Source organism: Kitasatospora sp. NBC_01250 (assembly GCF_036226465.1).
GTDB lineage: Bacteria > Actinomycetota > Actinomycetes > Streptomycetales > Streptomycetaceae > Kitasatospora.
In genome coordinates this window covers 3,909,831-3,936,668 of the sequence record NZ_CP108476.1, presented here as the reverse complement: position 1 = coordinate 3,936,668, position 26,838 = coordinate 3,909,831, and the positions used below count along the sequence as shown (strand labels likewise).

The following is a 26,838-nucleotide window of genomic DNA, read 5'->3' as shown; positions in this document are numbered from 1 at the left end:
ACCAAGCCCCTTAACTAAGAAAAGCTGAGGAACATCGTGGCCGAGAACGCTGCCATCGAGACCCCCCTGGACATCGAGGTCGACGAGGAGTACACCGAGTACACCTCCGAGGACACCGAGTCGTACTCCACCGAGTCGCTGGCCGGCCGCTTCGCCGAGGCCGTCCCCGGCGCCGGCCTCGGCCGTCGCAAGGAGGCGATCGCCCGCGTGCGCATCGTCCCCGGCACCGGCCAGTGGAAGATCAACGGTCGCACCCTGGAGAACTACTTCCCCAACAAGGTGCACCAGCAGACCGTGAACGAGCCCTTCAAGCTCCTTGAGCTGGACGGCCGTTACGACGTTGTCGCGCGCATCGCGGGCGGCGGCGTCTCCGGTCAGGCCTACGCGCTGCGCCTCGGCGTGGCCCGTGCCCTGAACGAGGCCGACGTGGACAACAACCGCGCCGCCCTCAAGAAGGCCGGCTTCCTGATGCGTGACGCGCGTGCCGTCGAGCGCAAGAAGGCCGGTCTCAAGAAGGCCCGTAAGGCCCCGCAGTACAGCAAGCGCTAGTCACCCCCGGGGTGCGTACCGCCCTTGGTGCGCACCCCGCAGGTGGGACCCACGCCCCGGAGCACTTCATGTGCCCCGGGGCGTTGTGCTCCCTGGACCGGTCAGGCGGCCAGGGATTCCTCCACCCTCGTGCGGCCCCTCCCCAGGCCGTGCGACGGCCGGCAACAAAGGACGGGACTGTGGCACGACTCTTCGGTACGGACGGCGTACGCGGTGTGGCCAACGAATCTCTGACCGCCGAACTGGCGCTGGGCCTGTCGATGGCAGCCGCCCACGTGCTCGGCGACTCGGGCGGCGCCGGCCGGCGCCCGGTGGCGGTGGTGGGCCGCGACCCGCGCGCCTCGGGCGAGTTCCTGGAGGCCGCCGTGATCGCCGGGCTGGCCGGCTCCGGCGTGGACGTGCTGCGGGTGGGCGTGCTGCCGACCCCCGCCGTGGCGTACCTGACCGGTGCGCTCGGCGCCGACTTCGGCGTGATGCTCTCGGCCAGCCACAACGCGATGCCGGACAACGGCATCAAGTTCCTGGCCCGCGGCGGCCACAAGCTGGACGACGCGATCGAGGACGCGATCGAGGCGGACTACCACCACGCGCGCTCCGGCGCCGAGCCGGTGCGGGTGCGGCCCACCGGTGCCGGGGTCGGCCGGGTGCACGAGTACACCGAGGGCTTCGACAAGTACGTCGCCCACCTGGTGGCCGTGCTGCCCAACCGGCTGGACGGCGTGAAGGTCGTCATCGACGGCGCGCACGGCGCCGCGGCCAAGGTGGCCCCCGAGGCCTTCGCCCGGGCCGGTGCCGAGGTGGTCTTCACCCTGGGCGCCGAGCCGACCGGGCTGAACATCAACGACGGCGTCGGCTCCACCCACCTGGACGGGCTGCGCCGGGCGATGACCGAGCACCGGGCCGACCTGGGCATCGCGCTGGACGGCGACGCGGACCGCTGCCTGGCCGCCGACGCGCAGGGCGACGAGGTGGACGGCGACCAGATCATCGCGATCCTGGCGGTGGCCATGCGCGAGGCCGGCACGCTGCGCGGCAACACCGCGGTCGGCACCGTGATGGCCAACCTGGGCTTCAAGCTGGCCATGGAGCGCGAGGGCATCGACCTGGTCGAGACGGCGGTGGGGGACCGCTACGTGCTGGAGGCGATGAAGGAGCACGGCTACGCGCTGGGCGGCGAGCAGTCCGGGCACGTGATCCTGCTGGACCACGCGACCACCGGCGACGGCACCCTGACCGGTCTGATGCTGGGCGCCCGGCTGGCCGCCACCAAGCAGCCGCTGGCCGAGCTGGCCGCCGTGATGACCCGGCTGCCGCAGGTGCTGATCAACGTCAAGGACGTGGACAAGAACCGGGCGGCCGGCAACCCCGAGCTGCTCGCGGCGGTCGCCAAGGCCGAGGGCGAACTCGGCAGCACCGGACGGGTGTTGCTGCGCCCCTCCGGCACCGAGCCGCTGGTGCGGGTGATGGTGGAGGCGGCCGACCAGGAGCAGGCCAGGGCGGTGGCCGAGCAGCTGGCCGGCGTGGTCCGCGAGCAGCTGGCGATCTGAGCCGGACTCAGAGCTTGCGCAGGAGGGCGCGGCGGACCTTGTGGTCGGCGCCCTTCTGCAGCACCAGCGTGGCCCGCCCCCGGGTGGGCAGCACGTTCTCCAGCAGATTGGGCTTGTTGATGGTGCGCCAGACCTGGCGGCCGTACTCCAGCGCCTCCTCCTCCGGCACCTCGGTGAACCGGCGGAAGTAGGAGTTGGGGTCCTGGAACGCGGTGTCCCGCAGCTTCTTGAACCGGGACAGGTACCAGTTCTCGATGTCGTCGGTGCGGGCGTCGACGTAGATGGAGAAGTCGAAGTAGTCGGCCACCGCCAGGCGGGTGCGCCCGTCGGTGCCGGGCAGCGCGGGCTGCAGCACGTTCAGGCCCTCGACGATCAGGATGTCGGGGCGCTGCACCACGAGCCGCTCGGTGGGCACGATGTCGTAGACCAGGTGCGAGTAGACCGGGGCGGTGACCTGGTCCTTGCCCGCCTTCACGTCCGCCACGAAGCGCATCAGCGCCCGGCGGTCGTAGGACTCGGGGAACCCCTTGCGGGCCATCAGGCCGCGCCGGCGCAGCTCGGCGTTGGGCAGCAGGAAGCCGTCGGTGGTGACCAGTTCGACCCGCGGGTGCTCGGGCCAGCGGGCCAGCAGGGCCTGCAGCAGCCGGGCGGTGGTGGACTTGCCGACCGCCACCGAGCCGGCCACCCCGATGACGAACGGGGTGCGGGTGCGCTCGGTGTCCCCGGTGTCCAGGAAGGTGCCCACCGCGCCGCGCAGCTCGTGGGTGGCGTGGATGTAGAGGTTGAGCAGCCGGGACAGCGGCAGGTAGACGTCCCGGACCTCGTCCAGGTCCAGTGCTGTGCCGAGGCCGCGCAGCTGCTCCACCTCGGCCGCGGTCAGCGGCAGGGGGGTGCGGTCGCGCAGGGCGCTCCACTCGGCCCGGGAGAGGTCGACGTACGGCGAGGGTGACGGCGACGGGCTGGGCGTCGAGAGGGCGCCCTGGCTACAGAGTTCGGTCAGCACATGGTCCATTGTGGGCGCTCCGGGGGCGGCCCGGCGCTGTGGTGTCGGTCACGAACCGTTGCCCGAAGGGCGGCTTCGGTGAAACCTCGGAGCCGCTTCGGCCGTTCATCGGCCCTTATGCTGACACATATGTGCGGAATTGTTGGATATGTGGGCGCGCAGTCGGCGCTCGACGTAGTGATCGCAGGGCTGCAGCGCCTGGAGTACCGAGGGTACGACTCGGCCGGTGTGGCCATCCAGACGGCGGACTCCTCAGGGCAGTGGAGTCTCGCCACCGACAAGCGGGCCGGGAAGCTCGTCAACCTTGAGAAGTCGCTCGCCGAGGCCCCTCTCCCCGGCGGCACCACCGGCATCGGCCACACCCGCTGGGCCACCCACGGCGGACCCACCGACGCCAACGCCCACCCCCACCTGGACGACCGGCGCGAGGTCGCGGTGGTCCACAACGGGATCATCGAGAACTTCGCCCAGCTCACCGCCGAGCTGGTCGACCGCGGCCACACGCTGCGCTCGGAGACCGACACCGAGGTGGTCGCCCACCTGCTGGCCGAGGCCTACGACGGCGACCTGGCCGAGGCGATGCGCACCGTCTGCCGCCAGTTGGACGGCGCCTTCACTCTGGTGGCGGTACACGCCGACGCGCCCGGCACGGTGGTCGGCGCCCGGCGCAACTCGCCGCTGGTGGTCGGGCGCGGGGCGGGCGAGAACTTCCTCGCCTCCGACGTGTCCGCCTTCATCGCGCACACCCGCGAGGCGATCGAGCTGGGCCAGGACCAGGTGGTCGAACTGCGCGCCGACTCGGTGACCGTGACGGACTTTCACGGCGAGCCGGCGGAGGTCCGCGAGTACCACGTGGACTGGGACGCCTCGGCCGCCGAGAAGGGCGGCTACGACTACTTCATGCTCAAGGAGATCGCCGAGCAGCCGAAGGCGGTCGCCGACACCCTGCTCGGCCGGGTCGGCACCGACGGCCGGCTGACCCTGGACGAGCTGCGGATCCCCGACTCGGTGCTGCGCGAGGTCGACAAGGTCGTCATCGTGGCCTGCGGCACCGCCTTCCACGCCGGGATGATCGCCAAGTACGCCATCGAGCACTGGACCCGGATCCCGTGCGAGGTCGAGGTGGCCTCCGAGTTCCGCTACCGGGACCCGATCCTGGACCAGCGCACGCTGGTCGTCGCGATCTCGCAGTCCGGCGAGACCATGGACACCCTGATGGCGCTGCGGCACGCCCGCGAGCAGGGCGCCCGGGTGCTGGCGATCTGCAACACCAACGGCTCCACCATCCCGCGCGAGTCGGACGCGGTGCTCTACACGCACGCCGGGCCCGAGGTGGCGGTCGCCTCCACCAAGGCGTTCCTCACCCAGTTGGTCGCCTGCTACCTGGTGGCGCTCTACCTGGGCCAGGTGCGCGGCACCAAGTGGGGCGACGAGATCTCGGCCGTGATCCGTGAGCTGTCCGACGCGCCGAAGCAGGTCGAGCAGGTGCTGCGGACCATGGAGCCGGTGCGCGAGCTGGCCCGCTCGCTGGCCGACGCCCGCTCGGTGCTCTTCCTGGGCCGGCACGTCGGGTTCCCGGTGGCGCTGGAGGGCGCGCTCAAGCTCAAGGAGCTGGCGTACATGCACGCCGAGGGCTTCGCGGCGGGCGAGCTCAAGCACGGCCCGATCGCGCTGATCGAGCAGGGGCTGCCGGTCGTCGTGGTGGTGCCCTCGCCGCGCGGGCGCTCGATCCTGCACGACAAGATCGTCTCCAACATCCAGGAGATCCGGGCCCGCGGTGCGAAGACCATCGTGATCGCGGAGGAGGGCGACGAGGCGGTGGTGCCCTACGCCGACCACCTGATCCGGATCCCGGTGACGCCCACGCTGCTCCAGCCGCTGGTCTCGACGGTGCCGCTGCAGGTCTTCGCCTGCGAACTGGCCACCGCGAAGGGCCACGAGGTGGACCAGCCGCGCAACCTGGCCAAGTCCGTGACGGTGGAGTAGCCACCGGCTAGGGTCGGTCGGGTGATCATCGGTGTGGGAATCGACGTCGCCTCGATCGACCGCTTCACGGAGTCGCTCGCGCGGACCCCGGGCCTGCGCGAGCGGCTCTTCACCGCGGCCGAGCAGCTGCAGCCCTCCGGCAAGCAGCGCTCGGCCGCCTCGCTCGCGGCCCGGTTCGCGGCCAAGGAGGCGCTGGCCAAGGCGCTCGGCGCGCCGGGCGGGCTGGAGTGGCACGACGCCGAGGTGCGCAGCGAGCCGTCGGGCCGGCCGACCTTGCACGTCAGCGGCACGATTGCCGCGCGTGCGGCGGAACTCGGCGTGCGGACGTGGCACTTGTCGCTGAGCCACGATGCGGGCGTGGCCTCGGCGGTGGTCGTCGCGGAGGGTTAGGTTGCTGTCATGCGCCACGCTCACACCGTCGAACAAGTCCGCGCCGCCGAGGCCGAACTGGCCGGGCAGCCCCTGATGGACCGGGCCGTCGCGGGCCTGGTCGCCACCTGTGCCCGGGTGCTGACCCGCCGGCGCGGCCGGGTCTACGGCAGCCGGGTGCTGGTGCTGGCGGGCAGCGGCGACAACGGCGGCGACGCGCTCTTCGCCGGCGCGAGGCTGGCCCGCCGCGGCGCCGCCGTGACCGCCGTCCTGCTGACCCCCGAACGGGCGCACCCCGCCGCGCTCGCGGCGCTGCGGGCGACGGGCAGTCAGGTGACCACGGATCAGGAGGTCGGCCTGGCCGACTTCAGCCGCGCCGACCTGATCCTCGACGGGATCGTCGGCATCGGCGGCAGCGGCCCGCTGCGACCGGCCGCCGAACCGTACGCCCGGCAGCCGCGCCGCGGCACGCTGATCGCGGTGGACCTGCCGAGCGGGGTGGACGCCGACACCGGGGAGGTCGCCGGGGCCGCGCTGCGCGCCGACCTGACGGTCACCTTCGGCACCCACAAGCCGGGCCTGCTGATCGACCCGGGCGCCGGGTACGCCGGCCCCGTGCAGCTGGTGGGGATCGGGCTGCGCCCGCCCGCCGCGCCCGTCGAGGCGCTCCAGCACGCCGACCTGGCCGAGCTGCTGCCCTGGCCGGCGGCCGAGAGCGACAAGTACAAGCGCGGCGTGGTGGGGGTGCTGGCCGGCTCCGAGCGCTACCCGGGCGCCGGGCTGCTCGCGGTGGCCGGTGCCCTGCACGGCGGCGCCGGCGCGGTGCGCTACCAGGGCCGGGCCGGCGAGGAGCTGGTCCGCCGCCACCCCGAGATCCTGCTCACCGCCGGGCGGGTGCAGTCCTGGGTGGTGGGCCCCGGCTCCGGTGACGACACCGCCGAGGCGCTGGACGACGCGCTGGCCGGCCAGGTCCCGGTGCTGGTGGACGCCGACGGCCTGACCGAACTGGCCCGCCGCGGCCCGCGCGCGCTGGCCGGGCGCAGCGCCCCCACCCTGCTGACCCCGCACGCGGGCGAGGCGGCCCGGCTGCTGGGCGGGGACGCGAGCGCGGACCAGGTGGCCGGCGCCCGGCTGCGGCACGCCCGCGAGCTGGCCGCCCGGTACGGCGCCACCGTGCTGCTCAAGGGTTCGACCACCGTCGTCGCCCGCCCGGACGGCACCGCCCGGGTGAACGCCACCGGCACCGGCTGGCTGGCCACCGCGGGCAGCGGCGACGTGCTGGCCGGCCTGATCGGCGCGCTGCTCGCCGCCGGTCTGCCGCCCTTCGACGCCGCGCCGGTCGGCGCCTACCTGCACGGACTGGCCGGCCGGCTGGCCGCCGGCAGCGGCGCGCCGATCACCGCCAGTGACATCGCCGCGGCCCTGCCGGCCGCCTGGCGCGATGCCGCCGAGGGGCGCCCGGTGGCCCGTCGGGCGGGCAACGCCGCAGGTCTGGGAGACTGACCCCGATGACAACTGCGAACACGACCGGGACCGCCATGCTCGCCGAGGGACTGCGCGCCGAGGCGACGATCGATCTGGCCGCGCTCCGAGGCAACCTCGCGTCACTGCGTGAGCGGGTGTCGAGCGCCGCCCTGATGGCTGTGGTGAAGGCCGACGCCTATGGCCACGGCGCGCTGCCGTGCGCCCTGGAGGCGCTGGCGGCGGGCGTGCGCTGGCTCGGCGCCACCACGCCCGAGGAGGCGCTGGCGCTGCGCGCGGCCGGGATCGCCCCCGAACAGGCCAGGGTGCTGTGCTGGCTGTGGACGCCGGGCGGCCCCTGGGCCCAGGCGCTGCGGGCCGACATCGACGTGTCGATCAGCGGTCAGTGGGCGCTGGACGAGCTGCTCGACGCGGTGCGGGCCACCGGCATACCCGCGCGGGTCCACCTGAAGGCCGACACGGGCCTGGGCCGCAACGGCTGCCAGCCGCACGACTGGCCCGATCTGGTGGACGCCGCGCTGCGCGCGCAGGCCGCCGGGCAGCTCAAGGTGGTCGGCATCTGGTCGCACTTCGCCGCCGCGGACGAGCCGGGCCACCCCTCGATCCGGGCCCAGCAGGACGCCTTCGCCGCCGCGCTGGCCTATGCCGAGCGCGCCGGGGTGCGTCCCGAGGTCCGCCACATCGCCAACTCGCCGGCCACCCTGCTGCTCCCGGAGACCCACTACGACCTGGTCCGCACCGGCCTGTCGATGTACGGCCTGTCGCCGGTGCCCGAGGTGGGTTCGCCGGCCGACTTCGGGCTGCGCCCGGTGATGTCGCTCAGTGCCCGGCTGGCCCTGGTCAAGCAGGTCCCGGGCGGACACGGCGTCAGCTACGGCCACCAGTACACGACCCCGGGCGACACCACCCTCGGCCTGGTCCCGGTCGGCTACGCCGACGGCATCCCGCGGCACGCGAGCGGGACCGGCCCGGTGAAGATCGGCGGCAAGTGGCGCACGGTGGCCGGCCGGGTCGCGATGGACCAGTTCGTGGTCGACCTCGGCGGTGACACGCCCGAGGTGGGCGAGGAGGTGCTGCTCTTCGGCAGCGGCGAGCGCGGTGAGCCGACGGCCGAGGACTGGGCACGGGCCTGCGGGACCATCGCGTACGAGATCGTCACCCGGATCGGGTCCCGGGTGCCGCGCCGCTACGTGGGCGGGAGCGGGGCGCTCGGGTGAGCGGGCGGGCGGCGTGAGCGACCCGGCGGGCCCGGCGGTCCCGGGCGGTGCGGCGGGCCCGGTCAGCCGGGCCGGGCTGATCGGCCTGTCGCTCGGCGTGGCGGCGGCCGGGGCCGCGGCGGGCGTGGCGATCGAGCGCCTGACGCTGGGCCGGGCCCGTCGGCGGGCCCGCGAGGAGCTGGACGCGGTCGCCCCCTTCGGCACGCTGCGCGGACGGCCGCGCACCGTGCGGGCCGAGGACGGCACCGAGCTGTACGTCGAGGTGGACGGCCCGGAGGCGGGCGAGTCGGCGCTCACCGTGGTCTTCTGCCACGGCTACTGCCTCAACCAGGACAGCTTCCACTTCCAGCGCGCGGCGCTGCGGGCCGGTCTGCGGCTGGTCTTCTGGGACCAGCGCAGCCACGGCCGCTCCGAGCGCTCCCGCTCCCACCTGGCCGGGCGCCCCGCCTCGATCGACCAGCTGGGCAGCGACCTCGAGGCGGTGCTCGACGCGGTCGCGCCGAGCGGGCCGCTGGTACTGGTCGGCCACTCGATGGGCGGCATGACCGTCATGGCGCTGGCCGACCGGGCGCCGCAGCTGTTCCGGGACCGGGTGGCCGGGGTCGCGCTGATCGGCACGATGGCCGGGCAGTGGGAGACCGTCACCTTCGGGCTCTCCCCGGTGGGTTCCAAGGTCTGGCGCCGGGTGGGACCCGGCGTGGTCAGGCTGCTGGGCAGTCAGGTCGGCCTGGTGGAGGCCACCCGGCGGATCGGCGCGGACGTCAGCGCCGTCTTCTACCGCCGGTACTCCTTCGGCAGCGGCAAGCCGGTGGACCCGGCGGTGGCCCGGTTCGCCGAGCAGCTGCTGGACGGCACCCCGATCGACGTGGTCGCGGAGTTCTACCCCGCCTTCGGCGCGCACGAGAAGACGGCGGCGCTGGCGGCGATGACCGGGCTGCCGGTGCTGGTGCTGGCCGGCACCGAGGATCTGATCACGCCCGCCACGCACAGCGAGACCATCGCCCGGGCGCTGCCGGACGCCGAGCTGGTCCTGGTGCCCGGGGCCGGCCACCTGGTGCTGCTGGAGTGCCCGGCGGAGGTCAACCGCCGGCTCGCCGTCCTGCTCGAACGCGCGGCCGAGCGGGCGGGCACCGGGCTGCCCGCGGCCGTGCACGAACTGGCGCGCGGCGTGGACGAACCGGCGCGCGGTGCGGACGAGAGCCCCGGGGAGGCGAGCCGCCCCGGGGCGTGAGGCCGCGTCAGGCGGCGTGGCTGCCCTTGCGGCGGCGGAACACCACGAGGGTGCCGACACCGGCGGCGACCACGGCGGCGCCGGTCAGCGCGATCGGCAGGCTGTCGCTGCCGCCACCGGTGAACGCCAGCGAGGGGCCGGCGCTGTGGCCGGCGCTCGCGACGGCGCCGGCCGGGCGGGCCGGGGAGGCGGCCTTGGCGGCGGCGATCACGGCCGGAGCGGGCGCCTGCACCGGCGGGGCGGCGACCTCGGAGCGCAGGCTCGCCGGCACGGCGGAGGTCGAGCCGGGCTGGCTGCTCGCGCCGGTCGGGAGGGCGGAGCCGGTCGGGGCGGTCGAGCCGTTGGACCCGTTGGCGCCGCTGGAGGCCGTGGTGCCACCGGTGCTCGGCGAACCGCTCGCCTGCGGGCCGGTGCCGGCCGCCGCGAACTCGAGCGTGGCGCCCCACATGCCGCTGGCCACGCTGACCGGGGTCCCCGAGGCGTCGAGCAGCGAACCGGTGATGCCGGAGGCGGCGTACGTGACGCCGGTCGGGGTGGTGGGACCGGCGGTCAGCCGCACGTGGATGCTCGCGGCCTCACCGGCCGGCAGGTACAGCCAGCTGTTGTCCCACGGGTCGCCCTGCGGGCCCGGGTAGACCATCGCCCAGGTCGTCGGGGCCGACGGTCCCGAGCCGAGCACGGCCGCGGGGTGCCAGGCGCCCTGGGGGTCCTGGACCTCGAGCTTCAGCGGGGCGGGGCCCGGGTTCGCCGGGGTGTTCGGCACGAAGAGGTTCGGGAAGGCGATCAGGTCCTGGTGGCTCGGGTTGGTGTAGGTCACCGTGAACTCGGCCGGCGCGCCGCCCACCACGATCGGGTGGGTCGGCATCGACTCGAAGCCGACCGAGGGGTTGTCGGCCTGCGCGGCCGGCGGCAGCTGGGTGATCGAGCTGGGCGACCCGCTCGGGCTGCCCGTCACCGCGGAGGCACTGGGCGAGGCGAGGGGGGAGGAGGAGGTGCTGCCGCTGGGTGAGGGCACCGGGGAGGACCAGGTGCTGCCGCTGGGCGAGGGCACCGGGGAGGACCAGGTGCTGCCGCTCGGTGAGGGCACCGGCGAGGACCAGGTGCTGCCGCTGGGGCTGGGGCTGGGGAAGGGCGAGGCGGTGTCGGCGAACGCACTCGGGCCCGCGATCGCGGCGAGTACGACGGCGCTGCCGAGCGCGGTGGCGACGGCCGCCAAACGCGTCTTCATAAGGGTCCCCTGTTGGTGAAGAGTCTGGTGGGCGAAGAGTTGCGATCTTCGCGAGAGCTGCACGGACGATAGCGGCCCGCGAACCACCCCTGGCAACGGGGTTTCCCGCTGCACCGTGTACAGAAGGCCCATCGCTGCCCACAGCCGGACGAAACGACCGCCCCGCCGCGTGGGCCGCGCCCGATATGGCACCGTTGGCTCTGAGTCGACCGACCCGTCCAGCAGACAAGAGGAGCCATGGGCGCCCACACCACACTCACCGTCCCCACGCCCGAGCTGATGACCGGGCTCGGCCGCCGGCTGGCCGGGGTGCTGCGGCCCGGGGACCTGGTGCTGCTCTCCGGTGAGCTGGGGGCAGGCAAGACCACGCTGACCCGGGGCCTGGGGGAGGGGCTCGGCGTGCGCGGGGCGGTGACCTCGCCGACCTTCGTGATCGCCCGGGTGCATCCGTCGCTGGTCGGCGGTCCCGCGCTGGTGCACGTGGACGCGTACCGGCTGGGCGGCGGGCTGGACGAGATGGAGGACCTGGACCTGGACGTCTCGCTGCCGCAGTCCGTGGTGGTGGTCGAGTGGGGCGAGGGCAAGGTCGAGGAGCTGTCGGAGGACCGTCTGGAGGTGCGGATCGAGCGCGCGCTCGGCGGCGCCGCTGCCGCGGTGGACGAGGCGGCGGTGGAGGAGAGCGTCGACCCGCGCCGGGTGATCCTGCGGGGTCTGGGCGAGCGCTGGACCGGGGTGGACCTGGCGGCGCTGGAAGTCGACGGGGCCGACGTCTGAGGCTACGGCTCTCCATCCGACGCTTATCCCGACACTTACCGACAGACTGTCGGGATCCTGTTGCGGCGGCGGTGGCCGACGTGGTGGGATGGGCTTTGCAGTTAGGTGTACCTAACTAGGGAGTCGTGATGGAGAGCAGCACCCCCGCCGCCGAGCGGGTGCCGATGGGCCGGCTGCTGGCGGCGACGGCCGCGGCCGCGGCCGTGTGCACCCCGCCGAAGTCCCGTGAGCCCAAGTCGCACGAGTCGGGTTCCCACGAGCCGAAGCCCGGCGATCAGGGGACCACCTGTACCCGGGTCCCGTCGGGGGCGAAGTCCCAGAGGGTCTGACCGTCGGCCCGGTCGGTGCGGATGCCGCCGGTCTTGGTCTTCGGGTCGGCCGCGGGCGTGGCGCCGTCGACGGCGGCGCTGAAGCCGAAGACGGTGCCGCCCAGCTGGGCGAAGCGCACCACGTGCTCGATCTGCTTGCCGTCGGTGCCGTTGGCCGCCGCCGCCCGGCTGTAGACGGTGTAGCTGCCCGGGGCCGGGTTCACCGACCCGGGCGTCACCGCGAAGGCGGCCTGGACCTGCGGGTCCTTCTTCGGGTCGACCAGCCAGACCACCTTGGCGCCCACCGAGTAGACCACCCGCCGCACGGCGATGCCGGTCGCCGTCGCGGGCAGCGGGGGGATCGTGGGGGAGGGCGAGGCGCTGGGCGAGGGCGAGCCGGACGGCGCGGAGCTCGCGCTCGGCGGCGGCTGGGCGGCGGAGGCCTTCGCGGCGGTGCCCTCGGCCTGGACGGCGAGCAGGGCGATCAACCCCAGGGCCCCCAGGGTCAGCCCGGCAACCGCGACTGCAGGACCCCTCTTCGCCACTGTCCGCTCCCGTCGTTCGTAGGGCCGTGCGCCCCATCGTGCCAGGTTCCGCAGGGGCCTTAAGGGACATCGCGAACGTGTGTTCCGAAGGTAGGACAAAAGCGCTGCCCCAGCGACCAACTAACCTGGACCCGTGCTGCTGCTTGCGTTCGACACCGCTACCCCTGCCGTCACCGCCGCCGTCCACGACGGCTCGGCCGTTCTGGCCCAGACCTACCAGGTCGATGCCCGGCGCCACGGCGAACTGCTGCTGCCCGCGATCGGGCGGGTGCTGGCCGAGGCGGGGGTGGACAAGCGGGAGCTGACCGCGCTCGCGGTCGGCGTCGGCCCCGGCCCGTACACCGGTCTGCGGGTGGGCCTGGCCACGGCCGCCGCCCTCGGCCACGCGCTCGGCCTGCCGGTGCACGGCGTCTGCACGCTGGACGCGATCGCCCACCAGGCCCGGGCCGAAGGCCTGACCGGCCCCTTCACGGCGGCCACCGACGCGCGTCGCAAGGAGGTCTACTGGGCCGACTACGACGCCGAGGGCCGCCGGGTCGAGGGCCCGGCGGTGGACCGTCCCGGCGAGCTGGCGGCCCGTGAGGTCTCGGTCGGCGCCGGCGCGCTGCTCTACCCCGAGACCTTCCCGGGCGCGCACGGCCCCGAGCACCTGTCGGCCGGCGCGCTGGCCGACTTCGCGGTCACCGAGCTGGCCGCCGGGCGCGAGCTGCTCGCGCCGCTGCCGCTCTACCTGCGCCGCCCGGACGCCCAGGTGCCGGCCGGCTACAAGGCGGTGCTGCCGGCGTGACCGCACCCGTGCGGACCGCGCGCATCACGCTGCGGCCGATGCGCTGGTGGGACATCGCGCCGGTGCTGGAGCTGGAGCCGCGGCTCTTCCCGGAGGACGCCTGGTCGGCCGGGATGTACTGGTCGGAGCTGGCCGAGGCGCACCCGGACGGCAACCGCCACTACACGGTGGCCACCACCGAGGACGGCACCATCGTCGGCTACGCGGGCCTGATGGCGGTCGGCGACGAGGCGGACGTGCAGACCATCGGCGTGGACGACCGCTACCAGGGCCGGGGTCTGGGGTCCGCGCTGCTCGGCGACCTGATCGCCGAGGCGGCCCGGCGCTGCTGCACCGCGCTGCTGCTCGAGGTGCGGATCGACAACTTCCGCGCCCAGCGCCTCTACGAGCGCTTCGGCTTCGCGCCGGTCGGCATCCGGCGCGGCTACTACCAGCCGGCCAACGTCGACGCGCTGGTGATGCGCCTGGCCCCGCTGACCGACAACGAGCTGACCGATCACCAGCCGACCGAGAACGACACCGAGGATGAAGACCATGGCTGACGAACCGCTCGTCCTGGGCATCGAGACCTCCTGCGACGAGACCGGCGTCGGCATCGTGCGCGGCACGACCCTGCTGGCCGACGCGGTGGCCTCCAGCGTCAACGACCACGCCCGGTTCGGCGGCGTGGTCCCGGAGATCGCCAGCCGGGCCCACCTGGAGGCGATGGTCCCCACCATCCAGCGCGCGCTGGACACCGCCGGGATCAAGGCGAGCGACCTGGACGGCATCGCCGTCACCGCCGGCCCCGGCCTGGCCGGCGCGCTGCTGGTGGGCGTCAGTGCCGCCAAGGCCTACGCCTGGGCGCTGGACAAGCCGCTCTACGGGGTCAACCACCTCGCCTCGCACATCTGCGTGGACCAGCTGGAGCACGGCCGGCTGCCCGAGCCGACGATGGCCCTGCTGGTCTCCGGCGGCCACTCCTCGCTGCTGCTGACCGGCGACATCACCTCCGACGTCCGGCCGCTGGGCGCCACCATCGACGACGCGGCCGGCGAGGCCTTCGACAAGGTGGCCCGGGTGCTCGGCCTCGGCTTCCCCGGCGGCCCGGTGGTGGACCGGATGGCCCGCAGCGGCGACCGCAAGGCGATCCACTTCCCGCGCGGCCTGAGCGGCCCCAAGGACCCCGCCTTCGACTTCTCCTTCTCCGGCCTGAAGACCTCGGTGGCCCGCTGGGTGGAGGCCAAGCGGCGGGCCGGCGAGGAGGTGCCGGTGGCGGACGTCGCGGCCTCCTTCCAGGAGGCGGTGACCGACGTGCTGACCCGCAAGGCGGTCAAGGCCTGCCAGGAGCACGGCGTCGACCACCTGATGATCGGCGGCGGCGTGGCGGCCAACTCACGGCTGCGCGCGATGGCCGAGCAGCGCTGCGAGCGGGCGGGCATCCGGCTGCGGGTGCCGCGTCCGGGCCTGTGCACGGACAACGGCGCGATGGTCGCGGCGCTCGGTGCCGAGATGGTCTGGCGCAACCGCGCCCCCTCGTCGCTGGACCTCTCCGCGGACTCCTCGCTGCCGGTCACCGAGGTGTCGGTGCCCGCGGCCGAGGCCCATGGCGACCTGCACGGCCAGGCCTACCGCGCGCTGGACGGCCAGGCGTGACCGAGGCGGTCATGTGGGAGGCCAAGGCGGCCCAGGGCCGCGGCGCCGACCTGCTCGCCTGGGCCCGCGAGCAGGCGCTGCCCGCGCTGGCGGCGGCTGCCCGACGGGTCGAGCTGTTCAGCGCGCCCGGGGAGCGGGTGCTGCTGATCAGCTGGTGGCCCCAGGGGGTCGCGCGGCTCGCGCCGCCGCAGCCGCCGGCCGGGCTGCTGGCCCGGCCCGTGCACCATTGGGCGTTCCGCAGCGAGCTGGTGGTCGAGGCAGGGTAGCGTTCGGGGCCGGAAGCTGAACGAAACCTGATCGAAGCCTGATCATCGAGAGTGCTGGGGGCGGGACGCCGTGAACTGGGACCACAGGAGCCGGCTGACGGCGGTCACGGCGGGTGCGCTCGCCCTGGTCGCGGCCGTCACGGTCAGCGGCTGCGGCAGCAGCGGCGGCGGCGGTGGCACCGCGGACGCCAAGGGCACCGCCGCCCCGCAGGGCGCCGCACCGGCGGCCGGCTCACCGGCTCCGCCGCCGGCCGCTTCCGCCCCGGCCGCCTCGCCGAGCACCGCGGCCCCGGCCGGCCAGGTGCCGGCGGCAGCCTGGGCCAAGTGGAACGTCCCGCCGCTGCCCGCCGCCCCGCCGCCGCCCGCGGACAAGCCGGTCAAGCTGACGAAGACCGGCCAGGTCCCGGTGATCAGCAACATCACCACCACCGACAAGGTGGTCTTCGTGACCCTCGACGACGGCGCGGAGAAGGACCCCAAGTTCATCGAGATGATGAACGACCTGAAGGTCCCGATCACCATGTTCCTGATGAACGACACGATCAAGGACGACTACGGCTACTTCAAGCCGCTGCAGGCGGCCGGCAACTCGATCCAGAACCACACGCTGCACCACCCGCAGATGAGCACCAAGTCGGCCGCCGAGCAGAAGAGCGAGGTCTGCGGCGACCAGCAGGTGCTGACCCAGCAGTACGGCACCGCCCCGATCCTGTTCCGCCCGCCCTACGGCGACGGCGCGCACACGCCGACCCTGAACACCGCCGTCCAGCAGTGCGGGCCGCGCGCGATCGTGCTGTGGCGCGAGACGATGCAGATCCACGACATGCAGTACCAGACCGCCGACAAGAAGCTGAAGCCCGGCGACATCATCCTGGCCCACTTCCGCGGTCCGACGGACCTCAAGGGCGAGACGATGACCCAGATGTTCGGCGAACTGCTCAGCCGGATCCAGGAGCAGGGCTTCACGGTGGCCCGGCTGGACGACTACATCGCCCCGCCGGCCGGCTGAGCCGTCGGCTGCGCCACGAGCATCGCCGGGGCGTCGGCGATCCGGGTCAGGAAGACGGTGGCCGCGTTCGGCCCCTCGGGCTTGAGCTGGCGGCGCAGCTCCTCCGGGGTCAGCCCGATGCCGCGCTTCTTGATCACCACGGTGCCCACCGCCCGCTGCCGCAACAGCGCCTTGAGCTTCTTGACGTTGAACGGGAGCACGTCGGTGATCTCGTAGGCGTGGGCGTAGGGCGTGGCCAGCAGCCGGTCCGAGGTCAGGTACGCGATCATCGGGTCGATCAGGGTGGCGCCCAGGTGGCCGGCGACCTCGGCGACCAGGTGGGCGCGGATCACCGCGCCGTCCGGCTCGTAGAGGTAGCGGCGCACCGGTCCGGCCGGCGGATCGGGCAGCCGGCCGCCGGTGAGGCTGTCCCCGCCCGGCAGCAGGGTGGCGCGGTGCGGGGCGTCGGCCGCGGGCCCGGTGCCGAACCAGAGCACCGCCTCCTTGACCTCGCCGTGGTCGGAGACCCACTCCGCCTCGGCGTCCTCGGGGACGGCGTCGTGCGGGATCCCCGGGGCCACCTTGAGCGCTCCGAACGGGGTGCGGCGACCGGCCTCGATCGCCCAGGAGAGCGGCGGCGAGTACGCGGCGGGGTCGAAGACGCGGCCCTTGGCGGTGCGCCGGGCGGGGTCGGTGAAGACGGCGTCGAAGCCGTCCACCGACACCTCGGTGACGTCCGCGCAGCGCACCTCGATCAGCTCGGCGAGGCCGAGCGCGGCGGCGTTGGCGGCGGCCACCGCGCAGGTCAGCGGGTCCCGGTCGACGGCGAGGACGCTGATCCCGGCCCGGGCGAGTGCGATCGCGTCGCCGCCGATGCCGCCGCACAGGTCGGCCAGCCGGCGCACCCCGAGCGCGGCGAAGCGCCGGGCCCGCCAGTCGGCGACGGTGCGGCGGGTGGACTGCTCGACCCCGTTGGGAGTGAAGTACATCCGCCGCGCGTCGGCGCCGAACTTGGCCCCGGCCCGCTGACGCAACCGTGCCTGCCCCAGGGCCGCCGAGACCAGCTCCGCCGGGTGCTCCCGCCGCAGCCTGGTGGCCAGCGCCAGCTCCTGCTCGGGGGCGTACTCCTGCAGGTCGTCCAGCAGTCGCTGCCCCTGCTCGGTCAGCAACTGCTCAAAGCTCTCGGTCTCCACCCGCCCATTGTCCCGGGTGAAGGTCGCCCCGCTGACCTGCGGCCTGTCCCGCTCCCCGGATTCGCCGGGCGCGCCGTTGGCACTCTGGTTGACTGAGTGCTAACCGCGGCCTAAGGTCGTTCCTGGCACTCCCCCCAGGGGGAGTGCTAACGCGACAGTGCTGGTCTGACCCCCGCGACGGCAGGCCGACGGTGTCGCCACCTACCTGTTAGACAACCCCGTAATCTCCGAAGGGGAACTCGGACGTGACCACCGCCAGCAGCAAGGTTGCCATCAAGCCGCTTGAGGACCGCATCGTGGTCCAGCCGCTCGACGCCGAGACCACCACGGCCTCCGGCCTGGTTATCCCGGACACCGCCAAGGAGAAGCCCCAGGAGGGCGTCGTCCTGGCCGTCGGCCCGGGCCGCTTCGAGGATGGCCAGCGCCTGCCGCTCGACGTCGCCGTCGGCGACGTCGTCCTGTACTCGAAGTACGGCGGCACCGAGGTGAAGTACAAGGGCGAGGAGTACCTCGTCCTCTCGGCTCGCGACGTCCTCGCCATCGTCGAGAAGTAAGCAGTCCGGCGGACCTGACGGTCCGTCCTTTGGTCCCGCCCCGGATCCGTGTCTCCCTGCCAGGCAACTGCCGCAGGGGCCCAAGACAGGGGCCCGGGGCGTGGCTGTTGGTCCACCTGACGTGACGTCACGTAACGCAGACATCCCGAGGAAACGGAATCATGGCGAAGATCCTGCAGTTCGACGAGGACGCCCGCCGCTCGCTCGAGCGCGGTGTGAACAAGCTGGCCGACACCGTCAAGGTGACCATCGGCCCCAAGGGTCGCAACGTCGTCATCGACAAGAAGTTCGGCGCCCCGACCATCACCAACGACGGTGTCACCATCGCCCGTGAGGTCGAGCTCGACGACCCGTACGAGAACCTTGGCGCGCAGCTCGTCAAGGAGGTCGCCACCAAGACCAACGACGTCGCGGGCGACGGCACCACCACCGCCACCGTGCTGGCCCAGGCCCTGGTCAACGAGGGTCTGCGCAACGTCGCCGCCGGTGCCGGCCCGGCCGCCCTGAAGAAGGGCATCGACAAGGCCGTCGCCGCCGTCACCGAGCACCTGCTCTCGGTCGCCCGCGAGATCGAGGGCAAGGACGACATCGCCGCCGTCGCGTCCCTCTCCGCGCAGGACCCGCAGGTCGGCGAGCTGATCGCCGAGGCGATCGACAAGGTCGGCAAGGACGGCGTGATCACCGTCGAGGAGTCGAACACCTTCGGCGTGGAGCTCGACTTCACCGAGGGCATGCAGTTCGACAAGGGCTACCTGTCGCCCTACTTCGTCACCGACCAGGAGCGCCAGGAGGCGGTCCTGGAGGACCCGTACATCCTGATCAACCAGGGCAAGATCTCCTCCATCCAGGAGCTGCTCCCGCTGCTGGAGAAGATCCTGCAGGGCGGTGCCTCCAAGCCGCTGCTGATCATCGCCGAGGACGTGGACGGCGAGGCGCTCTCCACCCTCGTGGTGAACAAGATCCGTGGCACCTTCAACGCGGTGGCCGTCAAGGCCCCGGGCTTCGGTGACCGCCGCAAGGCCATCCTGGGCGACCTGGCCACCCTGACCGGTGCCACCGTCATCGCCGAGGAGGTCGGCCTCAAGCTCGACCAGGCCGGCCTGGAGGTGCTGGGCTCCGCCCGCCGCGTGACCATCACCAAGGACGAGACCACGGTCGTCGACGGTGCCGGTGACAGCGAGGCCGTGGCCGGCCGCGTCGCCCAGATCAAGGCCGAGATCGCGGGCACCGACTCGGACTGGGACCGCGAGAAGCTGCAGGAGCGCCTGGCCAAGCTGGCCGGCGGCGTCTGCGTGATCAAGGTCGGCGCCGCCACCGAGGTGGAGCTCAAGGAGCGCAAGCACCGCCTGGAGGACGCCATCTCGGCGACCCGCGCCGCGGTCGAGGAGGGCATCGTCGCCGGCGGTGGCACCTCCCTGGTGCACGCGCAGAAGGTGCTGGACGGCGGCCTGGGCCTGTCGGGCGACGAGGCCACCGGTGTCGCCGTGGTCCGCAAGGCGCTCGCCGAGCCGCTGCGCTGGATCGCCCAGAACGCCGGCCTGGAGGGCTACGTCATCACCTCCAAGGTCGCCGAGCTGGACGGCAACCAGGGCTTCAACGCCGCCACCGGCGAGTACGGCGACCTGGTGAAGGCCGGCGTCATCGACCCGGTCAAGGTCACCCGCTCCGCCCTGGAGAACGCCGCCTCGATCGCCTCGCTGCTGCTCACCACCGAGACCCTCGTGGTGGAGAAGCCGGCCGAGGAGGAGGCCGGCGCCGGTCACTCGCACGGTGGCCACGGCCACTCGCACTGACCCGAGCCGGTAACGCGCGCTGAGCGCGCCACCTCGCTGCCGAGGCCCGGTCACCCCCGCTCGACGGGGGTGACCGGGCCTCACGCGTTCGGGTGACCGGGGCGCGCGGCGTACGGTTGGCGCATGATCGAGGCTCGTCATCTCCGTGTCCTGCGCGCGGTCGCCCGCACCGGCTCCTTCTCCGCCGCGTCGCGCGAGCTGGGGTGCACCCAGCCGGCGGTCAGCCAGCAGATGAAGGCGCTGGAGAAGGCGGTCGGGCTGCCACTGGTGGCCCGGTCCGGGCGCGGGGTGCGGCTGAGCGAGGCCGGCGAGGTGCTGCTCAAGCACGCCGCGGGGATCCTGGCCGGGCTGTCCGCCGCCGAGCAGGAGGTGGCCGCCATCGCCGGCCTGCGGGCCGGTCGGGTGCGGCTGGTCTCGTTCCCGACGGCGAGTTCCACCCTGGTGCCGCCCGCCGTCGCCCGACTGCGCGACGCCCATCCGGGGGTGCGCGTGTCGCTGGTGGAGGCCGAGCCGCCGGAGTCGCTGGCGATGCTGCGCGGCGGCGAGTGCGAGATCGCGCTGGCCTTCCGCTACCCGGACCAGGCCGCGGGCCCGCTGGGGGCGGAGCCGGCCGCCGGGGCACCCGGCGCCCCCTCGCACAGCACCTCCCGGGCCGACCGGGCCGCCGCGGTGCTGGCGGCGGCCGAGACGGCCGCCGCGGGGGACTGGTCCGACCTGGTGGCCCGCCCGCTGCTGGCGGATCCGCTGGTCGGCCTGCTGCCGGTGGACCACCGGCTGGCCGGTCGCGGTGCGGAGCACCCCGTCGAGCTGGCCGAGCTGGCCGGGGAGCAGTGGATCGCGGGCTGCCCGCAGTGCCGCGGGCATCTGGTGGAGCTCTGCGCGGGGGCCGGCTTCGCGCCCCGGATCGACTTCGCGACCGACGACTACCCGGCGGTGGTGGGCCTGGTGGCCGCGGGGCTGGGGGTCGCGGTGCTGCCGAGCCTGGCGCTGGCGGCGGTGCGGCACGACGCGGTGGCCGCGGTCCCGGTGCACGCGGCCTTCGGCGGGCCCGCGGTGCGCGAGGTGGTGGCGCTCACCCTGCCCGACCTGGCCGAGGTGCCGGCCGTCGCGCTCATGCTCGACCGGCTCGCCATGGTGGCGGCCGGTCGCTGAAGGGATGCCGAGGGCCGGGCCGGCGGGTGCGGACCTCCGAAGGCCGGGGCCGGGTGAGCAGAACGGTGAAAGAAGAAACGTTTCCTCCGGTCGGAGGCCGGTGATCGGCCGTTACTGGGGGGCGGCCATGGGCACCTCGACCAGCCGGTTGCGCGCGCGTCCCTGGAGTTCCTCGCGTTCGTCCTCGGTCAGGCCGCCCCAGACGCCGTAAGGCTCCCGGACGGCCAGCGCGTGTGCCGCGCACTCGGTCCGGACGGGGCAGCGCATGCAGACCTCCTTGGCGCTCTGCTCGCGCGAACTGCGCGCCGCTCCGCGTTCGCCCTCGGGGTGGAAGAAGAGCGAACTGTCCACGCCGCGGCAGGCGGCGGAGAGCTGCCAGTCCCACAGATCCGCGTTCGGACCGGGGAGTCGGGAGAAATCGGCCATGGCTCGTTCCCTTCGAGTCGTCCGACAGCCGTTCGGCGAGGCTTCGAGGCGCCGGGATGGACACCTGGAAATATGACTTACGGCAAGCTGTGGGACAAGTCACCCACAGAGCTACACAACAGTCAATGATCGTACAAAAGCCATAAAAACGGACGAAGGGCGCCGAAAAGCGGTCGCGTCCACTGTGGCAATCGGGTGGACCGGTGTGTCGGCGCCGCCCGGCCCGGGCTGCCGCCAGGCCGTACTCCGGCGTGCGCGGCGCGCGCCGGCTGTGGGTGCCGAGCACAAAAGAGCGGCGTTTGCCCCGCGATGCGGCTGATCCGTAATGGGTTGGCCACGTACAGTGGTGGAGATGGCCCTGAAGGCCGTAACTCATTCGAGTGACGGTCGTTGGAAGTGCGGAGAGTGTTCGTACCAGCCAGGAGGCTCAACGTGACGCGGATCAGCGGAGGACGGTCATGACTTCCGTTCTCGTTTGCGACGATTCACCGCTTGCCCGGGAGGCGCTGCGCCGCGCGGTGGCGACCGTGCCGGGTGTCGACCGGGTGACAACGGCGACGAACGGTGAGGAGGTCCTCCGCCGCTGGGTGGCCGACCGCTCCGACCTCGTCCTGATGGATGTCCGGATGCCCGGACTGGGCGGGGTGGAGACCGTGCGGCGGTTGCTGTCCGCGGACCCGGGGGCCCGGATCATCATGCTCACGGTCGCCGAGGACCTCGACGGCGTCGCGCTCGCGGTGGCCGCCGGGGCACGCGGCTACCTGCACAAGGACGCCTCGCGGGCCGAGCTGCGGGCCACCGTGACCCAGGCGCTGGCCGATCCGACCTGGCGGCTGGCGCCGCGCCGGCTGCGCAGCCCGGACATGGGGGCGGCCCCCACCCTGACGGCGCGTGAGATCCAGGTGCTCGAAGGCATGAGTCACGGGCGCAGCAACGCTGAGATCGGCCGTGAGCTCTTCCTCTCCGAGGACACCGTGAAGACGCACGCCCGGCGCCTGTTCAAGAAGCTCGGCGCCTCGGACCGCGCCCACGCGGTGGCGCTCGGCTTCCGCTGGGGCCTGGTCCGCTGAAGGTCCACCGGCCCCTGCCGCGCCCCTTCCTCCCCTGGACGGAGGGAGGGGCGCGGCCGCTTTTCCTCGGGCGCGGCATAGGACCTTCGGCCCGTCAGGCTGCACCATGGAGGGGTGGAGCACGGCGACGGTGGGAGCGGGGGTGGCTCGGTGGCGGATAACGTTCCGGTGCACAAGTCCGGACGCGGTGCGAGGTTTTCCGATGTGACCAGGCACCATGGACCGATGCGCGACGACGAGGCCACCGACTCCGGCGAGGAAGCACCGGCCGCTGCCGTCCCCGGCAACTCCGGGGCCCGCGGCCGCAGGTCGTCGTCGAACACCGGCACATCGCCGCTGGTGGCCGAGCTGGTCTCGGCCGCGGTCCGCGGCGAAGGACCGGCCACCGACGCCTTGTTGGCATACGTCCATCCGCTGGTGCTGCGGTACTGCCGCGGCCGGCTGGTGCGGCTGCCCGGCGGCGCCCGGCACCACGTGGACGACGTGGCGCAGGAGGTCTGCGTCGCGGTGCTCTGCGCGCTGCCGCGCTACCGGGACGAGGGGCGCCCCTTCGAGGCCTTCGTCTACAGCATCGCCGCGCACAAGATCGCCGACCTGCAGCGGGCCGCGATGCGCGGACCCGGCTCGACGGTGATCCCGCCGGACGACCTGCCCGAGGTGCCGGACGAGGCGCTGGGCCCCGAGGAGCGGGCGCTGCTCAGCAGCGACGCGGCCTGGATGCGCGAGCTGCTCTCCAACCTGCCGGCCCGTCAGCGTGAGCTGGTGCTGTTGCGGATCGCGGCCGGGCTCTCGGCGGAGGAGACCGGCGAGATGCTGGGGATGTCGCCCGGCGCGGTCCGGGTCGCCCAGCACCGGGCGCTCAGCCGGCTGCGGGCGCTCGCGGAGGAGTCCGCCTAGGGCGCCGCGGTGGCCTGCGGGGTTGTGGAATGGCTCACCATGGCCAGCTGTTGTCAAGGGGGCGCGACGCCGACATTCGCCGCACCAGTACCATGGGGTATCGGCGCCTGGACAGGTTGCCAAAGATCCGCGCGGGCGGGCGCTCCTTTCTTGGATGTTCCTCCAAGCGGTTGCTTCTGGTGTCCTGGCCAGTGCCGGTGAGCGCGCGGGTGTGAGGAGGCCGTCACCACGGCCCAGCCACCCGGCAGAGCGACCCCTGCGCCCCCGACCCTCCGTAGGGCGCATCCGATCGACCGGCCGGCCACGGGAAGGTAGCCCCCACCATGTCTCTTAACGCCGCAGGCGTACCCGAGAAGTTCGCGATGCTCGGGCTCACGTACGACGACGTCCTGCTGCTGCCCGGGGAATCCGCCGTGCTGCCGAACCAGGTGGACACCGCGTCCCGGGTCTCGCGCAACGTCCGGGTGAACATCCCGCTGCTCTCCGCCGCGATGGACAAGGTCACCGAGTCCCGGATGGCGATCGCGATGGCCCGCCAGGGCGGCGTCGGCGTGCTGCACCGCAACCTGTCGATCGAGGACCAGGCCAACCAGGTCGACCTGGTCAAGCGCTCCGAGTCCGGCATGGTCACCGACCCGATCACGGTGGGCCCCGAGACCACGCTGGCCGAGGCCGACGCGCTCTGTGCCAAGTTCCGGATCAGCGGCGTGCCGATCGCCGAGCCGGACGGCAAGCTGCTGGGCATCGTCACCAACCGCGACATGGCCTTCGAGTCGGACCGCAGCCGCCAGGTCCGCGAGATCATGACCCCGATGCCGCTGATCACCGGCAAGGTCGGGATCTCCGGCGAGGACGCGATCGGCCTGCTGCGCCGCCACAAGATCGAGAAGCTCCCGCTGGTCGACGACGAGGGCCGGATCAAGGGCCTGATCACGGTCAAGGACTTCGTCAAGGCCGAGAAGTACCCGAACGCCGCCAAGGACGCCGAGGGCCGGCTGCTGGTCGGCGCGGCCGTCGGCGCCAGCGCCGAGGCCTTCGACCGGGCCCAGGCCCTGGTCGAGGCGGGCGTGGACTTCCTGGTGGTGGACACCTCGCACGGCCACAGCCGCAACGCGCTGGACTGGATCGCCAAGATCAAGTCGGCCGTCGCCGTCGACGTGGTCGGCGGCAACGTGGCCACCCGGGACGGCGCCCAGGCGCTGATCGACGCGGGCGTGGACGGCGTCAAGGTCGGCGTCGGCCCCGGCTCGATCTGCACCACCCGCGTGGTGGCCGGCATCGGCGTGCCGCAGGTGACCGCGATCTACGAGGCCGCGCTGGCGTGCCAGGCGGCCGGCGTGCCGGTGATCGGCGACGGCGGCCTGCAGTACTCCGGCGACATCGGCAAGGCGCTGGCCGCCGGCGCCGACACGGTGATGCTCGGCTCGCTGCTGGCCGGCTGCGAGGAGTCGCCGGGCGAGCTGCTCTTCATCAACGGCAAGCAGTTCAAGTCCTACCGCGGCATGGGCTCGCTGGGCGCCATGCAGTCCCGCGGCCAGGCGAAGTCCTTCTCCAAGGACCGCTACTTCCAGGGTGAGGTCACCTCCGACGAGAAGCTGATCGCCGAGGGCATCGAGGGCCAGGTGCCCTACCGGGGCCCGCTGTCGGCCGTGCTCTACCAGCTGGTCGGCGGTCTGCGGCAGACCATGGGCTACGTGGGTGCCGCCACCGTCGCCGAGATGGAGAGCAAGGGCCGGTTCGTCCGGATCACCTCGGCGGGGCTCAAGGAGAGCCACCCGCACGACATCCAGATGACCGTCGAGGCGCCGAACTACACCAGCCGCTGACCGTGGCGAAGGCCCGCCACCCGGCCCGGGTGGCGGGCCTTTGTGCGTGCTGGGCCGGGCGTCCGGGATACTGGGGGACGATCGTGAGCAGCAAGCAGCAGAGAGGCTCGAAGTGACTGAGATCGAGATCGGGCGAGGCAAGCGCGGCCGGCGGGCGTACTCCTTCGACGACATCGCCGTCGTCCCCAGCCGCCGGACCCGGGACCCGAAGGAGGTCTCGATCGCCTGGCAGATCGACGCCTACCGCTTCGAGCTGCCCTTCCTGGCGGCCCCGATGGACAGCGTGGTCTCGCCCGCGCAGGCCATCGCGATCGGCCGGCTGGGCGGCCTCGGGGTGCTGAACCTCGAAGGCCTGTGGACCCGCTACGAGGACCCGCAGCCGCTGCTGGACGAGATCGCCGCCATCGGCGACGAGGCCGCCGCCACCCGGCGCCTGCAGGAGATCTACGCCGCGCCGATCCAGGCCGAGCTGATCGGCAAGCGGATCCGCGAGGTGCGCGAGTCCGGCGTGGTGACCGCCGCCGCGCTCTCGCCGCAGCGCACCGCCGAGTTCTCCAAGGCGGTCGTGGACGCGGGCGTGGACGTCTTCGTGATCCGCGGCACCACGGTCTCCGCCGAGCACGTCTCGGGCGCGGCCGAGCCGCTGAACCTCAAGCAGTTCATCTACGAGCTGGACGTCCCGGTGATCGTGGGCGGCTGCGCCACCTACACCGCCGCGCTGCACCTGATGCGCACCGGCGCGGCCGGCGTGCTGGTCGGCTTCGGCGGCGGTGCCGCGCACACCACCCGCAACGTGCTGGGCATCCAGGTCCCGATGGCCACCGCCGTCGCGGACGTGGCCGCCGCGCGCCGCGACTACATGGACGAGTCCGGTGGCCGCTACGTGCACGTGATCGCGGACGGCGGCGTCGGCTACAGCGGCGACATCGCCAAGGCCGTGGCCTGCGGTGCGGACGCGGTGATGATCGGTGCCGCGCTGGCCCGCGCCACCGACGCGCCGGGCAAGGGCTTCCACTGGGGCATGGAGGCGGTGCACGAGGAGCTGCCGCGCGGCAAGCGGGTGGACCTGGGCACCGTCGGCAGCACCGAGGAGATCCTCACCGGTCCCTCGCACACCCCCGACGGCACCATGAACCTGTTCGGCGCGCTGCGCCGGGCGATGGCCACCACCGGGTACTCGGAGCTCAAGGAGTTCCAGCGGGTCGAGGTGACGGTCAGCCACCGCTGACGGCAGGTCGACGGCGGGGCCGGGCGGTTCGCCCGGCCCCGCCGTCGCGTTCCCGCCCGGTCAGCGCCGGCCGAACCGCCGGGTGAGCAGGTGGCCCTCGACGGCGGCGACGCCGTAGACGAGCAGGTCCTCGGCGTCCAGCAGGCTGCGCCAGCCGGACAGGGTGTCGCCGAGGTCCGAGCCGAACACGTCGGCCGGGCCCAGCCCGTACTGCTGGTGGAGCACCAGGTAGATGAAGAAGAGCTGGCCGAGGAGGACCCCGAGCAGCGGGAGCAGCGCCCCCAGCAGCGGCAGCGCCGGGTGCCGGCCGCCGAAGCGGCCCAGGGCGAGGGCGATCACCAGGGCGAGCGCGAGGGCGAACCAGCTCCGCTGCCCGTCGGCCGCCTTCATGACGAAGCCGTAGGCCAGCGCGCCCGCGACCGTGGCGGTGAGCCCGGCTGCGGCGCTGGCGCCGAGTCGGCCAGGCCCGGGCGGCTCGGCGAGCCGTGCGTATCCGTAGGGCGCCGACCGGTCGAAGGCGGGTGGCTGTGCGGCGAACGGGTGCGGCTGGTGAGGCTGGTGGGACGGCTGGGGCAGCGGTGGCTCGGGTGCGGTCATGGAGCTTCCCCAGGAGTGGAGCGGATACGACGGGGGCGAACGCTAGCAGCGGCTTCACGTCGGGTGACACCTGATTCCAGTCAGCCGCTGACCATTCCAGGGGTCGAGTGAACAGTAGTCAGGGGCACAGGGGATGATGGAGGCTTGGCCGTCACACCGGTGCGCGCAGCGACCCGACGGTCCGTCA

General features: G+C 73.3%; 27 protein-coding genes. 21 read left to right on the top strand and 6 right to left on the bottom strand.

The genetic code is table 11. From position 1 onward, the window contains the following. The first annotated feature begins 66 nt into the window (after positions 1-66). Both rpsI and glmM read left to right on the top strand, forming a co-directional pair. The gene (gene rpsI / locus OG500_RS16040; protein ID WP_376778550.1) at positions 67-549 is read left to right on the top strand and encodes a 30S ribosomal protein S9; all 483 of its coding nucleotides are present in this window, start codon (positions 67-69) and stop codon (positions 547-549) included. A 179-nt stretch (positions 550-728) separates the two neighbouring features. Next, positions 729-2,096 carry a phosphoglucosamine mutase gene (gene glmM, locus OG500_RS16035; protein ID WP_327067369.1) on the top strand — a complete coding sequence of 456 codons (1,368 nt, stop codon included), beginning with the start codon at positions 729-731 and terminating at the stop codon, positions 2,094-2,096. A 7-nt stretch (positions 2,097-2,103) separates the two neighbouring features. Here the strand turns inward: glmM and coaA are convergent, their stop codons facing one another. Further along, positions 2,104-3,108, bottom strand: coding sequence for a type I pantothenate kinase (gene coaA, locus OG500_RS16030; protein WP_327067368.1), 1,005 nt, complete (start codon positions 3,106-3,108; stop codon positions 2,104-2,106). A 120-nt stretch (positions 3,109-3,228) separates the two neighbouring features. Here coaA and glmS point away from each other — a divergent pair, with 120 nt between their 5' ends. From glmS to OG500_RS16005, 5 genes are read left to right on the top strand one after another with little or no spacing between them, the layout of a single operon-like run. Next, positions 3,229-5,085: a glutamine--fructose-6-phosphate transaminase (isomerizing) gene (gene glmS, locus OG500_RS16025; protein ID WP_327067367.1), complete on the top strand. Its 1,857-nt coding sequence runs from the start codon at positions 3,229-3,231 to the stop codon at positions 5,083-5,085. Positions 5,086-5,106: 21 nt separating this feature from the next. Beyond that, positions 5,107-5,475, top strand: a complete 369-nt coding sequence (locus tag OG500_RS16020; RefSeq protein WP_327067366.1) for a holo-ACP synthase — start codon at positions 5,107-5,109, stop codon at positions 5,473-5,475. A gap of 9 nt (positions 5,476-5,484) precedes the next feature. Beyond that, entirely contained in the window at positions 5,485-6,957 is a 1,473-nt protein-coding gene (locus tag OG500_RS16015) for an NAD(P)H-hydrate dehydratase (protein ID WP_327067365.1), read from the top strand. Positions 6,958-6,992: 35 nt separating this feature from the next. Further along, positions 6,993-8,153, top strand: a complete 1,161-nt coding sequence (gene alr, locus OG500_RS16010; protein WP_442907138.1) for an alanine racemase — start codon at positions 6,993-6,995, stop codon at positions 8,151-8,153. Positions 8,154-8,166: 13 nt separating this feature from the next. Then, positions 8,167-9,384 carry an alpha/beta fold hydrolase gene (locus tag OG500_RS16005; protein WP_327067363.1) on the top strand — a complete coding sequence of 406 codons (1,218 nt, stop codon included), beginning with the start codon at positions 8,167-8,169 and terminating at the stop codon, positions 9,382-9,384. 7 nt (positions 9,385-9,391) lie between these two features. Here the strand turns inward: OG500_RS16005 and OG500_RS16000 are convergent, their stop codons facing one another. Next, complete coding sequence (locus OG500_RS16000; RefSeq protein WP_327067362.1) at positions 9,392-10,339, bottom strand: hypothetical protein; 948 nt, start codon at positions 10,337-10,339, stop codon at positions 9,392-9,394. On the opposite strand from OG500_RS16000, the gene OG500_RS15995 reads away from it, so the two are divergent. Both OG500_RS15995 and tsaE read left to right on the top strand, forming a co-directional pair. Next, on the top strand, positions 10,302-10,631 hold the full coding sequence (locus tag OG500_RS15995) for a hypothetical protein (RefSeq protein ID WP_329580887.1): 330 nt from the start codon (positions 10,302-10,304) through the stop codon (positions 10,629-10,631). The two genes, OG500_RS16000 and OG500_RS15995, sit on opposite strands and share 38 nt — an antisense overlap. A gap of 218 nt (positions 10,632-10,849) precedes the next feature. Beyond that, entirely contained in the window at positions 10,850-11,386 is a 537-nt protein-coding gene (gene tsaE / locus OG500_RS15990) for a tRNA (adenosine(37)-N6)-threonylcarbamoyltransferase complex ATPase subunit type 1 TsaE (RefSeq protein ID WP_327067360.1), read from the top strand. A 274-nt stretch (positions 11,387-11,660) separates the two neighbouring features. On the opposite strand, the gene OG500_RS15985 is transcribed toward tsaE, so the two are convergent. After that, complete coding sequence (locus OG500_RS15985) at positions 11,661-12,239, bottom strand: hypothetical protein (RefSeq protein ID WP_327067359.1); 579 nt, start codon at positions 12,237-12,239, stop codon at positions 11,661-11,663. Positions 12,240-12,372: 133 nt separating this feature from the next. Here OG500_RS15985 and tsaB point away from each other — a divergent pair, with 133 nt between their 5' ends. From tsaB to OG500_RS15960, 5 genes are all read left to right on the top strand, one after another. Further along, entirely contained in the window at positions 12,373-13,026 is a 654-nt protein-coding gene (tsaB, locus tag OG500_RS15980) for a tRNA (adenosine(37)-N6)-threonylcarbamoyltransferase complex dimerization subunit type 1 TsaB (RefSeq protein WP_327067358.1), read from the top strand. Beyond that, positions 13,023-13,568 carry a ribosomal protein S18-alanine N-acetyltransferase gene (gene rimI / locus OG500_RS15975; protein WP_327067357.1) on the top strand — a complete coding sequence of 182 codons (546 nt, stop codon included), beginning with the start codon at positions 13,023-13,025 and terminating at the stop codon, positions 13,566-13,568. Before tsaB ends, rimI begins: the two co-directional genes overlap by 4 nt. After that, entirely contained in the window at positions 13,561-14,661 is a 1,101-nt protein-coding gene (gene tsaD / locus OG500_RS15970; protein WP_327067356.1) for a tRNA (adenosine(37)-N6)-threonylcarbamoyltransferase complex transferase subunit TsaD, read from the top strand. Before rimI ends, tsaD begins: the two co-directional genes overlap by 8 nt. Next, the gene (locus OG500_RS15965; RefSeq protein WP_329580881.1) at positions 14,658-14,927 is read left to right on the top strand and encodes a hypothetical protein; all 270 of its coding nucleotides are present in this window, start codon (positions 14,658-14,660) and stop codon (positions 14,925-14,927) included. The genes tsaD and OG500_RS15965 overlap by 4 nt, the downstream gene beginning before the upstream one ends. Positions 14,928-14,997: 70 nt before the next feature. After that, a complete protein-coding gene (locus OG500_RS15960; protein ID WP_329580878.1) occupies positions 14,998-15,936 on the top strand; it encodes a polysaccharide deacetylase family protein in 939 nt (312 codons plus the stop codon). Here the strand turns inward: OG500_RS15960 and OG500_RS15955 are convergent. Next, positions 15,912-17,108, bottom strand: coding sequence for a class I SAM-dependent methyltransferase (locus OG500_RS15955; protein ID WP_327067353.1), 1,197 nt, complete (start codon positions 17,106-17,108; stop codon positions 15,912-15,914). The two genes, OG500_RS15960 and OG500_RS15955, sit on opposite strands and share 25 nt — an antisense overlap. A 245-nt stretch (positions 17,109-17,353) precedes the next feature. Between OG500_RS15955 and groES the strand changes: the two genes are divergently transcribed. The 3 genes from groES to OG500_RS15940 all read left to right on the top strand — a co-directional run bounded on the left by groES (position 17,354) and on the right by OG500_RS15940 (position 20,607). Next, positions 17,354-17,662, top strand: a complete 309-nt coding sequence (gene groES, locus OG500_RS15950; RefSeq protein ID WP_327067352.1) for a co-chaperone GroES — start codon at positions 17,354-17,356, stop codon at positions 17,660-17,662. Between the two features lie 161 nt (positions 17,663-17,823). Continuing rightward, positions 17,824-19,455 (top strand): chaperonin GroEL, encoded by a 1,632-nt coding sequence (groL, locus tag OG500_RS15945; protein ID WP_327067351.1) that lies wholly within the window; start codon positions 17,824-17,826, stop codon positions 19,453-19,455. Positions 19,456-19,578: 123 nt separating this feature from the next. After that, on the top strand, positions 19,579-20,607 hold the full coding sequence (locus OG500_RS15940) for a LysR substrate-binding domain-containing protein (protein ID WP_327067350.1): 1,029 nt from the start codon (positions 19,579-19,581) through the stop codon (positions 20,605-20,607). A gap of 111 nt (positions 20,608-20,718) precedes the next feature. Here OG500_RS15940 and OG500_RS15935 read toward each other — a convergent pair whose 3' ends face one another. Next, positions 20,719-21,033 (bottom strand): WhiB family transcriptional regulator, encoded by a 315-nt coding sequence (locus OG500_RS15935; protein ID WP_327067349.1) that lies wholly within the window; start codon positions 21,031-21,033, stop codon positions 20,719-20,721. Between the two features lie 458 nt (positions 21,034-21,491). On the opposite strand from OG500_RS15935, the gene OG500_RS15930 reads away from it, so the two are divergent. The 4 genes from OG500_RS15930 (at position 21,492) to OG500_RS15915 (ending at position 26,054) form a co-directional block, all read left to right on the top strand. Continuing rightward, positions 21,492-22,103, top strand: coding sequence for a response regulator transcription factor (locus OG500_RS15930; protein ID WP_014136228.1), 612 nt, complete (start codon positions 21,492-21,494; stop codon positions 22,101-22,103). Positions 22,104-22,328: 225 nt separating this feature from the next. Then, positions 22,329-23,000: an RNA polymerase sigma factor ShbA gene (gene shbA / locus OG500_RS15925; RefSeq protein WP_329580874.1), complete on the top strand. Its 672-nt coding sequence runs from the start codon at positions 22,329-22,331 to the stop codon at positions 22,998-23,000. A gap of 323 nt (positions 23,001-23,323) precedes the next feature. Next, positions 23,324-24,826 carry an IMP dehydrogenase gene (gene guaB, locus OG500_RS15920; protein ID WP_327067347.1) on the top strand — a complete coding sequence of 501 codons (1,503 nt, stop codon included), beginning with the start codon at positions 23,324-23,326 and terminating at the stop codon, positions 24,824-24,826. Positions 24,827-24,938: 112 nt separating this feature from the next. Beyond that, positions 24,939-26,054 carry a GuaB3 family IMP dehydrogenase-related protein gene (locus OG500_RS15915; protein WP_327067346.1) on the top strand — a complete coding sequence of 372 codons (1,116 nt, stop codon included), beginning with the start codon at positions 24,939-24,941 and terminating at the stop codon, positions 26,052-26,054. Positions 26,055-26,114: 60 nt separating this feature from the next. Here the strand turns inward: OG500_RS15915 and OG500_RS15910 are convergent, their stop codons facing one another. Beyond that, positions 26,115-26,651 carry a hypothetical protein gene (locus OG500_RS15910; protein WP_329580872.1) on the bottom strand — a complete coding sequence of 179 codons (537 nt, stop codon included), beginning with the start codon at positions 26,649-26,651 and terminating at the stop codon, positions 26,115-26,117. Between the last annotated feature and the right edge of the window lie 187 nt (positions 26,652-26,838).